The sequence below is a fragment of the Allobosea sp. CRIB-10 genome (genome assembly GCF_900112185.1).
Lineage (GTDB): Bacteria > Pseudomonadota > Alphaproteobacteria > Rhizobiales > Beijerinckiaceae > Allobosea.
The window spans coordinates 58758-71594 of record NZ_FOKP01000022.1 but is presented as its reverse complement, the minus strand read 5'-3'; the positions used below and the strand labels follow the sequence as shown (position 1 = coordinate 71594).

At 67.7% G+C, this 12837-nt stretch carries 15 protein-coding genes; all 15 read right to left on the bottom strand.

Features of this window, described 5'->3' with window-relative positions; genetic code table 11:
* Positions 1-4: 4 nt before the first annotated feature.
* On the bottom strand, positions 5-436 hold the full coding sequence (locus BMZ69_RS23210) for an NAD(P) transhydrogenase subunit alpha part 2 (RefSeq protein ID WP_092161274.1): 432 nt from the start codon (positions 434-436) through the stop codon (positions 5-7).
* A gap of 26 nt (positions 437-462) precedes the next feature.
* Positions 463-1602 carry a Re/Si-specific NAD(P)(+) transhydrogenase subunit alpha gene (locus BMZ69_RS23205; protein ID WP_092161273.1) on the bottom strand — a complete coding sequence of 380 codons (1140 nt, stop codon included), beginning with the start codon at positions 1600-1602 and terminating at the stop codon, positions 463-465.
* A gap of 20 nt (positions 1603-1622) precedes the next feature.
* Positions 1623-1907 carry an aa3-type cytochrome c oxidase subunit IV gene (locus tag BMZ69_RS23200; RefSeq protein WP_092161272.1) on the bottom strand — a complete coding sequence of 95 codons (285 nt, stop codon included), beginning with the start codon at positions 1905-1907 and terminating at the stop codon, positions 1623-1625.
* Between the two features lie 238 nt (positions 1908-2145).
* Positions 2146-3510 (bottom strand): ABC1 kinase family protein, encoded by a 1365-nt coding sequence (locus tag BMZ69_RS23195; RefSeq protein WP_092161271.1) that lies wholly within the window; start codon positions 3508-3510, stop codon positions 2146-2148.
* A gap of 74 nt (positions 3511-3584) precedes the next feature.
* The gene (locus tag BMZ69_RS23190; RefSeq protein ID WP_092161269.1) at positions 3585-4481 is read right to left on the bottom strand and encodes a 3-keto-5-aminohexanoate cleavage protein; all 897 of its coding nucleotides are present in this window, start codon (positions 4479-4481) and stop codon (positions 3585-3587) included.
* The gene (locus BMZ69_RS23185) at positions 4478-4873 is read right to left on the bottom strand and encodes a type II toxin-antitoxin system death-on-curing family toxin (RefSeq protein ID WP_092161268.1); all 396 of its coding nucleotides are present in this window, start codon (positions 4871-4873) and stop codon (positions 4478-4480) included. The genes BMZ69_RS23190 and BMZ69_RS23185 overlap by 4 nt, the downstream gene beginning before the upstream one ends.
* Positions 4870-5094, bottom strand: coding sequence for an AbrB/MazE/SpoVT family DNA-binding domain-containing protein (locus BMZ69_RS23180; protein ID WP_092161346.1), 225 nt, complete (start codon positions 5092-5094; stop codon positions 4870-4872). Before BMZ69_RS23180 ends, BMZ69_RS23185 begins: the two co-directional genes overlap by 4 nt.
* A 115-nt stretch (positions 5095-5209) precedes the next feature.
* On the bottom strand, positions 5210-5821 hold the full coding sequence (locus tag BMZ69_RS23175; RefSeq protein WP_092161267.1) for a hypothetical protein: 612 nt from the start codon (positions 5819-5821) through the stop codon (positions 5210-5212).
* Positions 5818-6822: a zinc-dependent alcohol dehydrogenase gene (locus BMZ69_RS23170; protein WP_092161266.1), complete on the bottom strand. Its 1005-nt coding sequence runs from the start codon at positions 6820-6822 to the stop codon at positions 5818-5820. Before BMZ69_RS23170 ends, BMZ69_RS23175 begins: the two co-directional genes overlap by 4 nt.
* Before the next feature lie 13 nt (positions 6823-6835).
* A complete protein-coding gene (locus BMZ69_RS23165; RefSeq protein WP_092161265.1) occupies positions 6836-7813 on the bottom strand; it encodes a Bug family tripartite tricarboxylate transporter substrate binding protein in 978 nt (325 codons plus the stop codon).
* 87 nt (positions 7814-7900) lie between these two features.
* Positions 7901-8791: a LysR family transcriptional regulator gene (locus BMZ69_RS23160; protein ID WP_092161264.1), complete on the bottom strand. Its 891-nt coding sequence runs from the start codon at positions 8789-8791 to the stop codon at positions 7901-7903.
* An 81-nt stretch (positions 8792-8872) separates the two neighbouring features.
* Positions 8873-9703, bottom strand: a complete 831-nt coding sequence (locus BMZ69_RS23155) for an ABC transporter substrate-binding protein (protein ID WP_092161263.1) — start codon at positions 9701-9703, stop codon at positions 8873-8875.
* Between the two features lie 44 nt (positions 9704-9747).
* The gene (locus BMZ69_RS23150) at positions 9748-10512 is read right to left on the bottom strand and encodes an amino acid ABC transporter ATP-binding protein (protein WP_092161345.1); all 765 of its coding nucleotides are present in this window, start codon (positions 10510-10512) and stop codon (positions 9748-9750) included.
* Between the two features lie 5 nt (positions 10513-10517).
* Positions 10518-11411 carry an amino acid ABC transporter permease gene (locus tag BMZ69_RS23145; protein ID WP_092161262.1) on the bottom strand — a complete coding sequence of 298 codons (894 nt, stop codon included), beginning with the start codon at positions 11409-11411 and terminating at the stop codon, positions 10518-10520.
* Positions 11408-12823 (bottom strand): argininosuccinate lyase, encoded by a 1416-nt coding sequence (gene argH, locus BMZ69_RS23140; protein ID WP_092161261.1) that lies wholly within the window; start codon positions 12821-12823, stop codon positions 11408-11410. The genes BMZ69_RS23145 and argH overlap by 4 nt, the downstream gene beginning before the upstream one ends.
* Positions 12824-12837: the final 14 nt, after the last annotated feature.

Below are 12837 nucleotides of genomic sequence, written 5' to 3'. Positions count from 1 at the left end.
CGCGTCAGCCCTTCTTCTTGTACATGGCGAGCATCCGCTCGGTGACGAGGAAGCCGCCGAAGATGTTCACCGAGGCCAGGATCAGCGCGATGAAGCCGAAGACCTTGGCCCAGAGCGGTCCGTCGCCCATGGCGGGCGCGGCCTGGACGCCGACCGCCAGCAAGGCGCCGACGACGATGACCGAGGAGATCGCGTTGGTGACCGACATCAGCGGCGTGTGCAGCGCCGGGGTCACCGACCAGACGACGTAATAGCCGACGAAGACCGCGAGCACGAAGATGGCGAGGCGATAGACCGTCGGGTCGACGCCGGTCGCGGCGCCGGCCGCCGCAGCGGCCTGCTCGGCATATTTCTCGGCGAGTTCGGCCGCCTGTTTCGCCAATGCCGCGGCGGAGCGGGCCTGTTCGAGCGCCTGTTCGGGTGCCGGATTAGCCATGACGTGACCCTCCCCTGTGCAGTGCTTTAGGCCTTGGCCGCGAAATTCGGATGGATGACGGCGCCGCCTTTGGTCAGGCAGGTCGCCTTGACCAGCTCGTCCTCCCAGTTCACCGCGAGCTTCTTCTCGGCCTTGTCGATCAGCGTCTCGACGAAGGCGAAGAGGTTCTTGGCGTAGAGGCTGGACGAGGTCGCCGGCAGCCGGCCGGGCACGTTGAGATGGCCGACGATCTTGACGCCGTTGGCCGTGGTCACGACCTCGCCCGGCTTGGCGAGCTCGCAATTGCCGCCGCGCTCGACCGCGAGGTCGACGATCACGGAACCGGGCTTCATGCTCTCGACCATCGCCGCCGAGATCAGCTTCGGCGCCGGGCGGCCGGGGATCAGCGCGGTGGTGATGACGATGTCCTGCTTGGCGATATGGCTCGCCGTCAGCTCGGCCTGCTTGGCCTGGTATTCCTTGGACATTTCCTTGGCGTAGCCGCCGGCGGTCTGCGCCTGCTTGAACTCCTCGTCCTCGACGGCGAGGAATTTGGCGCCGAGCGACTCGACCTGTTCCTTCGTGGCGGGCCGCACGTCCGTCGCGGTGACGATCGCGCCCATGCGGCGCGCGGTCGCGATCGCCTGCAGTCCGGCGACGCCGACGCCCATGATGAAGATCTTCGCTGCCGGCACGGTGCCCGCCGCGGTCATCATCATCGGCAGCGCCCGGCCGTATTCGGCGGCGCCGTCGACCACCGCCCGATAGCCGGCGAGATTGGCCTGCGAGGACAGCACGTCCATCACCTGCGCGCGGGTGATGCGCGGCATGAACTCCATGGCGAAGGCTGAGACATTGGCCTTGGCTAGCGCCTCGACCTGCGCCTCGCTGCCATAGGGGTCCATGATCCCGACGACGAGCGCACCGGCCGGCAGGCCGGCGATCTCGCCTTCGGCCGGGCGGCGCACCTTCAGCACGATGTCGGCGCCGGCCAGCGCCTCGGCCGCGCTGCCGGCCAGCTTGGCGCCGGCCGCTTCGTACTCGCCATCCGTAATGCCGGAGGCGAGGCCCGCCCCCTTCTCCACTGCGACATCGGCTCCGAGGCCAATGAACTTGCGGACGGTTTCCGGCGTCACGGCGACGCGGGTCTCCGCCCCTTGCGTTTCGGCTGGGACAGCGATGCGCATGGAGGCCAGGCCTTTCGGGCTTAGTAGAGGAGGAGCGCGAGCAGCATCAGAACGAAGGGGACGAGCGTGGCGCGCCAGCCGATCGACGGGGCGGCGATGCCGACGCCGGTGCCGACCAGGGTCAGCAGCGTGCCGATGATGGCTGTGCCCCAGGCATGCTTGGTGCCGCCGACGGCGAGCGCCGCGACGATGGCGAGGCAAGCAAGCGTGCCGACTTCGGCGAAGTGCACGAAGCCCACATAGGTGCGCTCATGCTCCGGATAATCCATCTCCGGAATGTCGGCGGCGTGTCCGTGGTCGGCCATGAAAAAAGTCCCGAGTTCAACCCTATCCTGAAGCCCTGTACCGCACCTGAAAAGGGTCTGGCAACGGAGTGTCGGGGCGGCTGCGCCCATTTTCTGCGCAGCCGCAACATGACGCTAAGGAAAAACCGTGAACCTTGTCAATTAAATCGATTTAAACCGCGTCGCCATCAGCGCGATTTATGGCAGCAGCTCCGGCAGGGCATGTGCCGCGGCACAACTGTATTGACGATTCTGATCGTCAGGAATGCCCGAGCCCGGCTGTAGCCAGAGCTGCGGCCTGTTCGCGCCTCACGCGCTCGACACTGAAATCCTCGATCTCCTGCTCAAACAGCCGGTGGAAATTCAGCTCGGCATCGAGATGCAGGAAGACGCCCCCCAGGCCGATCGCGGCCCGGTCCATGAAGACGAACTCGCGCGGCACCGTCACCGGCCCGCGCGCCTTCAGCGCCGAATGGACCTGGAAGGCCTGCTTGCGGCCATATTCGGCCGGGCTGACGCCTTCGGCGATCCGGCGGGTGCGATCCTCCAGCAGCGGCCCGTAGATGAACCGCGCCCAGATGTTGAGGATGTCGATGAGCTCCTTCGTCAGCCCCTTGAAGCCCCAGACCTCATAGGCATGGACGACGCGGGCCTCCTCTCCAGTGAGCAGGCCGCGGTAGAGATCGACCACGCCACCGACGAAGCTCGGCGGAAAGATGCGGATGCAGCCATAGTCGAGCAGGTTGATGCCGGCCGGCGTGTCATCCTCGGAAAACACGGTGTAGTTCCCGAGATGCGGATCGCCATGGATGACGCCGTGATGGCTGAACGGCCGCCACCAGGCCCGGAACATCGCGGTCGAGATCCGGTCGCGGACCTGCTGACTCGCCTGCTTGTGGTTCAGAATCTTGTCGCCGTCGAGCCAGCCCATGGTCAGGAGCCGGCGTGTCGACAGCTCCGGCACGACATCGGGCACGCGCACCTCCGGCGTCGCCGCGAGCATCTGCCGGTAAAGCGCGACATGCTTTGCTTCGCGGCGGTAGTCGAGTTCCTCGCGGACGCGGGCGCTGATCTCCTTGGCGATCTCGCTGGTGTCGATCACTGCGCCCATGCGCCGATGCAACCCGAACAGGATCTCGAGCTGGGAGATATCGGCCTCCACGGCCGATTCCATATCGGGATATTGCAGCTTGCAGGCCAGCGGGGCGCCATCCAGCGAGGTCGCCCGGTGCACCTGCCCGAGCGAGGCCGCCGCAGCCGGCTTCAGATCGAACTCGCCGAAGCGCCCGCGCCAGTTCGCGCCGAGCTCGGCCTGCATGCGGCGCTTGACGAAGGCTGCCCCCATCGGCGGCGCCTCCGACTGCAGCTTCTGCAATTCGGCGGCGTATTCGGGCGGCACCACGTCGGGAATGGTGGCGACGAGCTGCGCCACTTTCATCAGCGGGCCCTTCAGCCCGCCGAGCGCCTTGGCCAGCGCCTCGGCATTGGTGGCGTTGCGCCCCTCCAGCCCGAACAGCTTGGTGCCGGCGATCCGCGCGGCTACCCCGCCGACATTGGCGCCGACGCGGGCATAGCGCGCCGCGCGGGCGGAAAATCGATTGGCTTCGCTATCGCGTTCGGACATCGGGACTCGCGAGGCAGTGACGGGTTGTATCCGATGTAGGCGCTCCGCCGGGGAAAGCCAGCCGACACGCTGTCTCAGGAGCGCCGTGCTTGCGGAATCGCCGCCAGGCTCGCCCTGACGTCGGCCACGCTCGCCGGCCGCCCACCGGCAGCCTCGACCTTGCGGACCATGTCGGCGATCAGCTCTGCATTGCCGCGCGTCTCGCCGAAGGGCGCATCCTCCAGCCCGGCGCGGACATGGACGCCGCGCGCGACCGCAGGGGCGATGATCTCCGAGAGGTCCACGCCCAGCCCGGCGATCATCGCCGGCGCCTGCGGCGCGCACTCGGCCAGCAGTGCGAGATGGGCTTCCAGCGCATAGGGCTTCGGCGGAAAGCCCCAGGCGAAGGCGTCGGAGAACATCAGCCGGTAGATCGGCGTCGGCATGCCGGGATAGGCGCTGGCCAATGCAGCCCCGAGCCGGGTGAAGCCGGGCTCGTAGATCGCATAGCTCGGATGGATCCTGTGCTTCTCAGCCACCGCCATCCCCTCGCGGATATGCTCGCCGGGATTCTGGTAGATGAAGCCGGCCTCGCCTACTGGGATGCCGGCGAAGGTCGTCCAGTTGCACGAACCGGGATCGAGCACGCCCCATTCGACCAGGCCGCGCTTGGCGAGTTCCTCCAGATGCGTGTAGCGGCCCGAGCCGATCATGTCGCCAGCGTAAGCAGAGCCCAGGATCGGGATGGTCGGATAGACGATCGCATCGACCTTGGCCCTGATGCCTTCGATCGCCTGTGCATAGAGCTCCCAGTCGTCGCGCTGGCGGCCGGTCTCGAGATCGTAGACATGCAGATGAACGATGGCCGCGCCGGCCTCGACCGCGGCGATCCCGTCCGCGATGATGTCGGGGATCGCGATCGGGATGCCGGGCTGGCGCTCCTTGCCCCAAGGGCCGTTGATCGCGGCCTCGATCCAGATCGGGGTTTTCATGCAGGCGCATCCTTCGGCCAGTTGTCGCGGATCCAGCGCGTCAGACCCTCCTCCTCGACCTCGCCGGCGGCGAGCGCGAGGATGATCGCGGCGGCGTCGGCTTCCGGCACGATGAAGTCGACATCGTTGATGAAGAGGAATGCATAGAGAGCCAGCAGCGCGGTGCGCTTGTTGCCGTCGATGAAGGGATGGTTCTTTGCCAGCCCGAAGGCATAGGCCGCGGCCAGCTCTGGCAGCTCAGCGCCTTCATAAGCCCATTTGTTGATCGGTCGCTCCAGAGCAGAGGCCAGCATGCCGGCGTCGCGCAAGCCAGCGCCGCCGCCATGGATAGCGAGCTGCTCGTCGTGGATCGCGATGATGACCTCCTCCGAAAGCCAGGAGGGCTCGATCATTTGGCCAGCTCGGCCAGAGCGTTATGATAAATCTTCATGCCGCGGCGGGCCGCAGCCATGGCCCTGTCGAAATCGGGCGTCTGCTTCACAGCCTTGAAGCCATTGTTCGGCTGCTCGACCACCGTCAGCTTGTCGCCTTCCGCCAGCTTCAATCGCGCCAGCAATTCCTTCGGCAGGATGATGCCGACCGAATTGCCGATCTTGCGGACCTGCAGAACCATGGCCTGCTCGCCGGCAGGCTTTTCGGGCTTGTTCATGGCGGGCTCCTTGAACGGCGTTATACAAACCGTATAACACAGCTTCAGCCACTGCGCAGCTCGGAGCGAACCGGTAGGGTCAGGGAAAGCTCTCGATCCGCTCATAGATCAGGCCGGAGCCGGGAGCAGACAGAGCCTCGGCCTGCACTGCATCCCGCATGGCCTCGGCCATTGCCTGCGCAACATCGGGAGCGTCAGCGAAAACAAGTGCGACAGCCTCCTGCGGCATGCTTGCCTGCCCCATGATCGGGTGCCCGCCGGCATCGGGTGCGGTCCTGCCGAGCCTAGCCCTTGCCCTCGCAGTGAGCCCCTCAGCCACTGGTCCAGCACTCGCGTCCGGCATCCGAATCATGACGAGAAATCGGCCATGCGGACGGTCCGCGCCAGCCAGCGCGCGGCAGGCGAGCCGCAGCGGATTGCGCAGGGAAGGACGCATCGCCAGCGTGACCGCATCAGGCTGCTCGGCGAGCTGGCGATACTCCGGCGAATCGAGCACCGCGATATCGGCGAGATCATAGACCGTGAGATAGTCCGGCGAGCCGTCCCCGACGGCCTGATAGCGCGTGGCGCGCAGGATGCCCGGCACCGTCAGCCGCTGCGGCACATGATGGGCGCCATGCCAACGCTCATAGGCCTCGCGCTGCGCCGGATCGATGTCGTTGGCGAAGATCAGGAAGGCGCTGCTGTTCATGGCTGCAGCATCACCTTGATCGCGGTGCGGCTGCGCATCAGCGCGAAGCCCTCAAGCGCCTTGCTCAGCGGCAGGCGATGGCTGATCAGCTTGCGAAAGCGCTCGGGCTCGTCTGTGATCGCTGCGACGACCTCACTCCAGCGCGCCACCGGCGCGCGATAGGAGCCGACGACGCTCTGCTCCAGCCGCACCATCGCCGTCAGGTCGAAGCTGGCCGGCTTGGCATGGATGCCGCAAATCACGAGAGTGCCGCCGGACGCGAGCAAACGCTGCGCCGTGCTCGCGACCTCGGGCACGCCGGTCGCTTCGAAGATCACGTCGAAGCCGGCAGGCGCCAGCGGCTCATCGCCTGCAAGTGCATCCCTGGTATCGGCGAAGCCGAGTGCGCGGGCGCAGGCGAGCCTCGCCGCATCGTCGCGCCCGGCAATCGTCAGAGCCGCGGCTCCCCCCCGCTCGGCGAAGAGTGCGACGCCGAGCCCGATCGGTCCGGGGCCGAGCACGAGCACGCGCTTGCCTTCGACCGTGCCGGCGCGCGCCACGGCCTGCGCCGCGACGGTCATCGGTTCGGTCAGCGCCGCGAGTTCCGCATCGAGCCCCTCTGGCACGGCGACGCAATTGCGCGCCGGCACGCTCGCTAGCCGGGCAAAGCCACCATCGCGGCGGATGCCGATACCGGTTCGCGCGGTGCAGCCATCCTCGCCGCACTGCCGGCAGCCTTCGCAGCGTCCGCAGGTCACCGATGGCCTGACCACCACGCGCCGTCTGAGCCACTCGGGCGATCCGCGCTCGACCGTGCCGGCGAATTCATGGCCGAGCGTAACCGGCATGGCGCTCGCCATCGCCTCATAGCCCGCCGTCCAGTCGGCGATGTGCAGATCGGTGCCGCAGATGCCGGCGGCCTCGACCCGGATCAGCACCTCGTCGTTCCGGTCGATGCCCGGGGCCTCGACGTCATGACAGACGAGCCCCGGCTCCGGAGCGACCTTGCGGATGGCGAGCATTGTCACGGTCCGACTAGTCGACCTTGACGCCGGCGTCCTTGACGACCTTGCCCCAGATCTCGCTCTCGCGCTTGAGGAAGCCGTCGAAGTCGAAGCCCACCGCTGCCGGGATCGAGCCGCTGGCCGCGAGCTTGCGCTGCAATTCGGCATCGCCGAGCGCCGTCGCCAGCGCGGCGCGCAGCTTCTCCGTCACCGCGGGCGGTGTACCCCTCGGCGCCATCAGCCCGACCCAGGCCGAGACGTCGAAATCGGCATAGCCCTGCTCGGCAACGGTCGGCACCTTCGGCAGCAAGCCGGCGCGCTCGCTGGTGGTGACGCCGAGCGCCTTCAGCGAGCCGCCCTCGACCTGCCCGGCGACCGCGGCCAGTGTCGCGAAGGTGACGTCGAGAGATCCACCCGCGACATCGGCAAGCGAGGGCCCTTCGCCGCGATAGGGCACGTGCTGCATCTTGCTGCCGGTGCGCATGGCGAAGAGCTCGCCGGCGAGATGAGCGACCGTGCCTGTGCCACCCGAGGCGAACAGGACAGGCTCGGGCCGTTTCTTCGCCAGCGCCTCCAGATCCTTCATCGTATTTACAGGCGAGTTCGGCCGGGTCACCACCACGAAGGGCAGCTTGGCCATCAGCCCGACCGGAACAAGGTCGCTGCGCCAGTCGAACGGCATGCTCGTCCGCAGCGCCGGGTTGATCACCATCGTCGTCGGCGCCGCAAGCAGCATGTAGCCGTCGGGATCGGCCTTGGTCACGGCCTGCGTGCCGGTCATCGTCGCGCCGCCGCCGCGATTGTCGATGATGACGCGCTGGCCGAGGATGTTGCTGAGCGATTCAGCGATCAGACGCGCGGTGACGTCGACGCCGCCGCCGGCCGCGAAGGTGACGATCAGGGTGACGGGCTTGGCGGGATAGGATTGCGCAAGCGCCGGGCAGGCCAGCATGGCCACCATGCCGGACAGGACGAACCGCCGGCTCACGGACGGTTGACGCTTCTGCATGCTGCAATCCTCCCTGGATTTTTCTGCGCGCACTCAAACGGAGCCGGCCCGCCGTTTCAAGCGACGTTGCATGCGGCAGCTATAGCCTCAAGGCATAGATCCCGCCTGCAGCTCATCCTTCAGGCACTGCTCAAACTGCTCGGTCACCTCGCCACGCGCGGCGAGTGGGCGGTGCAGATAGGCTTCGTAACGCCGGCTGGTCGGCACGGGCAGGCAGCGCAGACGCGCCATGTCGGCGGCACGCGCCGTGAACTCGTCGACGATGCAGACGCCGATTCCGGCCTCGACCAGAGCGACCGCCGTTTCGGCGAAGCGCACCAGATGCGTCCGCGCCGGCCTCAAGCCATGATCGGAGAGGATGCCGGCTGCCATGTCGCCATGAACGGAGCGCGGCTGGAAGACGACCCAGGCCTGGTCGGCAAGGCTGGCGAGATCGGCCTCGCCCGAGGGCACTTCCATGGCGGCAGGTGTCAGCAATACCGGCCGGCCACTGCCGACGGCCGTGCTGACCACCTCGTGATGCATGATGGGAAACAACGTCACCGCCGCATCGGCCGACCCATCCAGCAGATAGGGCAGCACCTGGCTGACCGTCAGGATGTCGAGCTGCAATGAGACCGCCGGCATGCGCGCGACCAGCCGCGCCAGCGCCGCAGGGACCAGGCCGCGGCCAATGCTGGGCGAGGCGCCGCAGCGGAAGACCGAGCGCTCCGGCAGCGCCGCCTGCGCAGCGCGCTCGACGGCCGAGCGCATCTGCTCGAAGGCGCGGTCGATCTCGGCGAGGAAGCGCGCCGCCTCCTGCGTCGGCGTCAAGCGACCGCGGACCCGGTTGAACAGCCTGGCGCCGAGCTGATCCTCCATGCGCAGGATCATCCGCGTCACCGTCGGCTGCGCGATGCGCAACTCTCGCGCGGCGCCGGCAAGGCTGCCGGCCGCCATCACCGCCCTGAACACCTCGATCTGGCGGAAGGTCAGCACGCTATCCTCGCGAGGCGCGCCGGCGAGGAAGCCGCCGGTCTCGACGGCAGCGAAGCCGCCGAGGCCGGCAGGGTCAAGCGATCACTCGCCCTTGTTGACCGAGATCGGCTTCAGCGCGTTGCTCGGCTGAACATACTTGGCGATCAGCGCGTCATAGGTGCCGTTCGCTTGCAGCCGCTCGAGCGCGCCCTTGACCGCGTCGCGCAGCTGGCCGCCCTCGGCCGTCTTCGGGAACGGGATGCCGGTCAGCGAACGGGTGAAGGGCTCGCCGAGCGGGATATAAGTGTTCGGCTCGAGCTTCTGGAAATGGCTCATCGTCTCGCTGCCCTGGACGCCGCCCTGCAGGCGCTGCGTCTTGAGCTGGGTGCGGGCGTCGACCGAGCCTTCCGTGCCGACCACGGTGATCGCCGGCTTGCCCTTGGCGACGCAATTGGCCTCGCTCCACTCGCCGATCTGCTTCGGCCAGTTCGTCGAGCGGCTGGCGCCGACGCTCTTGCCGCAGAGATCCTCGACCGACTTGATCGTCGAGGCGAAGGCGGTGACCGTGTAGAACTGGGCGCCCGAGACCATGTAGTCGACGAAGTCGACGGTCTCGCGCCGGGCCGGCAGGTCGCTCATCCCGGCCATCACCATGTCGACGCGGCCGGTGGTCAGCGAGGGCAGCATCTGGGCGAAGGCGGTGTCCTGCCACTCGGCCTTGACGCCGAGTTCCTTGGCGATGGCTTCGCCGAGCTCGTAGTCGAAGCCGGCCATCTGGTTGGTCGCCGGGTCCTTGTAGACGATCGGCGCATAGTTCGGCTGGGTCGCGATGACGATCTTGCCGGCGGTCTTGATCCGGTCCGGCAGGGCCTGGGCCTGGGCGGCGAGCGCGGTGCCGGCGAGCAGCGCGGCGGCGAGCGAAAGGCGAAGCATGGTGATCTCCCTCTTGTCTTTGCTTGGGTTCACTGGGTCTCGGGTCACTTGAGGACGGCGGCGATGAAGTCGCGGGTGCGGGCTTGGCTCGGCGCGACCAGCACCTGCCGCGGCGGCCCCTGCTCGACGATCTCGCCCTTGTCCATGAAGACGACGTCGCTTGCGACCTCGCGGGCGAAGCCGAGCTCATGGGTGACGACGATCATGGTCATGCCGGAGGCGGCAAGGTCGCGCATCACGTTCAGCACTTCGCCGACGAGCTCCGGGTCGAGCGCCGAGGTCGGCTCGTCGAAGAGCATGACCTGCGGCTTCATCGCCAGCGCGCGGGCGATCGCGATGCGCTGCTGCTGGCCGCCCGAAAGCTCGATCGGATAGGAATCGCGCTTCTCGGAAAGGCCGACGCGCTCGAGCAGCGCCATGGCCTCGGCGACGATCTCGCGCCGCGGCCGCTTCAGCACCGTGAGCGGCCCCTCGATGATGTTCTGCAACACCGTCATGTGGTTGAACAGGTTGAAGCGCTGGAAGACCATGCCGGTCTTGAGGCGCTGGCGCGCGATCTCGGCGTCGCTGAGCTCGTGCAGCTCGTTGCCGATGCGGCGATAGCCGATCAGTTCGCCGGCGACGGTGATCGCGCCGGCGTCGATCTTCTCGAGCTGGTTGATGCAGCGCAGCAGCGTCGACTTGCCCGAGCCGGACGGACCGATGATGCATTGCACGGCGCCCGGCAGGACCGAGAGCGAGACATTGTTCAGCGCCTTCAGCGGGCCGAACTGCTTGGTGACACTGGCGGCGACGACGATCGGGGACAGGGAAGTCACGCTGCGGCCTCCTCGGCGATCTCAGGCTTGGCGCGGCGCTCACCCCGGCCCTTCGAGAACGCGCGTTCGAGGAAGAACTGCCCGATCTGCAAGAGAGTGACGACGAGCAGGTACCAGCCGGCCGCGACGATCAGCAATTCGATCACTCTTGCATTGGCATAATAGACGTTCTGCGCATTGCGCAGGATCTCCGAGAACTGGATGACGCTGGCGACCGAGGTCAGCTTGACCATGCTGATCACCTCGTTGCCGACCGGCGGGATGATCACGCGCATCGCCTGCGGCAGCACGATCCGGCGCAAGGTCGTCAGCCGCGTCATGCCGATCGCCTTGGCGGCCTCGGTCTGGCCGAGATCGACCGAGAGGATGCCGGAGCGGACGACCTCGGCGGTATAGGCGCCCTGGTTCATGCCGAGGCCGAGCAGCGTCGCCATGAACGGGCCGATGATGTCGATGGTGCGCCACTCGACCACGCCGGGAATGCCGATCGTCGGGAAGACCAGCGCCAGGTTGAACCAGAGCAGCAATTGCAGCAGCAGCGGCGTGCCGCGGAAGAACCAGATATAGAACAGCGCGACGCCGCGCAGCACCGGGTTCGGCGACATGTACATGATCGCGAAGACCACGCCGAGCACGATGCCGAGCCCCATGGCGCAGACGGTCATGATCAGCGTGTTGATGAGACCGGCGAGGATGGCCGGCGCGGTGAAGAACTGCGCCACCACCGGCCAGGCGATCTGCCCCTGCGCGAAAGCTTTCACGATCCAGGCGAGCACGAACAGGATCGCCGCCGCGGCGACCCAGCGCCCGTAGAAGCGCTTGGGCACGATGGTCAGGCCGGCGAGCTCGGCGAGGCCGCGATCCGGCATGGTCTGGGTTGCACTGCTCATGCCGCGCGCTCCCTCGTCCATTGCGCGAAGCCGGAGAGCCAGCCGCGGAAGCGGCCGATCTGCTCGGCGACCCTCGCTGGCGCCGTGCCGCCATGGCCGCTGCGCGCCGCCACCGCCGCATCGAGCGTCAGCACCCTGAGGACGCTCTCGTCGAGGCGCGGATCGATCGCGCGCAATTCCACCGGCTCCAGCCCCTCGAGCTCGCGGCCCATCTCCTCGCAATAGCGCACCAGCGCGCCGCTGATCTCGTGCGCCTCGGCGAAGGGCACGCCCTTGCGGGCGAGATGATCGGCAACTTCGGTCGCGAGCGCAAAGCCGGCGCCGGCCTGCGCCCGCATCACCTCGGGCCTGGCTTCCATCGTCTCGATCAGCCCGGCGAACGCCGGCAGCACTTCGCCGAGCACGTCGACCGCATCGAAGGCGGCGCGCTTGTCCTCGGCGAGGTCGCGGTTATAGGCGAGCGGCAGGCCTTTCAGCGCGCCGAGCATGGCGACGAGATCGCCGGTCAGGCGCGCCGCCCGGCCGCGGGAGATCTCGGCGATGTCCGGGTTCTTCTTCTGCGGCATGATCGAGGAACCGGTCGCGAAGGCATCGTCGAGCACGACCCAGCCGAACTGACGCGAGGTCCAGAGCGTGACCTCCTCGGCCAACCGCGACAGATTGGTCGCCAGCATCGCCGCGACGAACAGGAACTCCGCGACATGGTCGCGCGCCCCGACGGCGTCGACCGAGTTCTCGCAGGGGCCGTCATAGCCGAGCGCCCTGGCGCTGAGCTCCGGCGTCAGCGCGATTGCCGAGCCGGCGAGCGCCGCCGCGCCCAGTGGCGAGAGCGAGGAACGCTTCTCCCAGTCCTGCAGGCGGCTGGCGTCACGCGACAGCGCCTGGCCATGCGCCATCAGCCAGTGGCCGAAAGTCACGGGCTGGGCGCTCTGCAGATGGGTGAAGCCCGGGCAGACCGAGGCCGCATGCCGCTCGGCCTGGCCGGCGATCGCCTCGAGCAGTTCGGCGAGCATCGCGCCGATCGTCCGCGCCTCGGCGCGCAGATAGAGCTTGAGATTGTTCGCCGCCTGGTCGTTGCGCGAGCGTCCGGCCCTGAGCTTGGCCCCGGTCGCGCCAATGCGGGCGGTCAGCACACGCTCGATGAAGGTATGGACGTCCTCGTCGCTTTCGTCAGGGGCGAGCGTCCCGGCGGCGAGGTCGGCAGCAATCGCCTCGAGCGCTGCGACGATGGTCCTGAACTCGTCCTGGCTCAGCAGTCCGGCGCGCTCCAGCTCGGCCGCATGGGCCTTGCCGCCGGCGATGTCCTGCGGCGCGAGGCGGGCATGGGCGCCGGCCGCGCTCGACAGCTTCATCATGCGCGGATCGGGCGACTTGCGGAAACGGCCGCCCCATAGGCGCGCATTATGGTTCATGATGCTCTCCCCTT

Coding starts and splice junctions, on each gene's coding strand:
- BMZ69_RS23210 (WP_092161274.1), bottom strand. CDS start 436: ATGGCTAATCCGGCACCCGAACAGGCGCTCGAACAGGCCCGCTCCGCC.
- BMZ69_RS23205 (WP_092161273.1), bottom strand. CDS start 1,602: ATGCGCATCGCTGTCCCAGCCGAAACGCAAGGGGCGGAGACCCGCGTC.
- BMZ69_RS23200 (WP_092161272.1), bottom strand. CDS start 1,907: ATGGCCGACCACGGACACGCCGCCGACATTCCGGAGATGGATTATCCG.
- BMZ69_RS23195 (WP_092161271.1), bottom strand. CDS start 3,510: ATGTCCGAACGCGATAGCGAAGCCAATCGATTTTCCGCCCGCGCGGCG.
- BMZ69_RS23190 (WP_092161269.1), bottom strand. CDS start 4,481: ATGAAAACCCCGATCTGGATCGAGGCCGCGATCAACGGCCCTTGGGGC.
- BMZ69_RS23185 (WP_092161268.1), bottom strand. CDS start 4,873: ATGATCGAGCCCTCCTGGCTTTCGGAGGAGGTCATCATCGCGATCCAC.
- BMZ69_RS23180 (WP_092161346.1), bottom strand. CDS start 5,094: ATGGTTCTGCAGGTCCGCAAGATCGGCAATTCGGTCGGCATCATCCTG.
- BMZ69_RS23175 (WP_092161267.1), bottom strand. CDS start 5,821: ATGAACAGCAGCGCCTTCCTGATCTTCGCCAACGACATCGATCCGGCG.
- BMZ69_RS23170 (WP_092161266.1), bottom strand. CDS start 6,822: ATGCTCGCCATCCGCAAGGTCGCTCCGGAGCCGGGGCTCGTCTGTCAT.
- BMZ69_RS23165 (WP_092161265.1), bottom strand. CDS start 7,813: ATGCAGAAGCGTCAACCGTCCGTGAGCCGGCGGTTCGTCCTGTCCGGC.
- BMZ69_RS23155 (WP_092161263.1), bottom strand. CDS start 9,703: ATGCTTCGCCTTTCGCTCGCCGCCGCGCTGCTCGCCGGCACCGCGCTC.
- BMZ69_RS23145 (WP_092161262.1), bottom strand. CDS start 11,411: ATGAGCAGTGCAACCCAGACCATGCCGGATCGCGGCCTCGCCGAGCTC.
- argH (WP_092161261.1), bottom strand. CDS start 12,823: ATGAACCATAATGCGCGCCTATGGGGCGGCCGTTTCCGCAAGTCGCCC.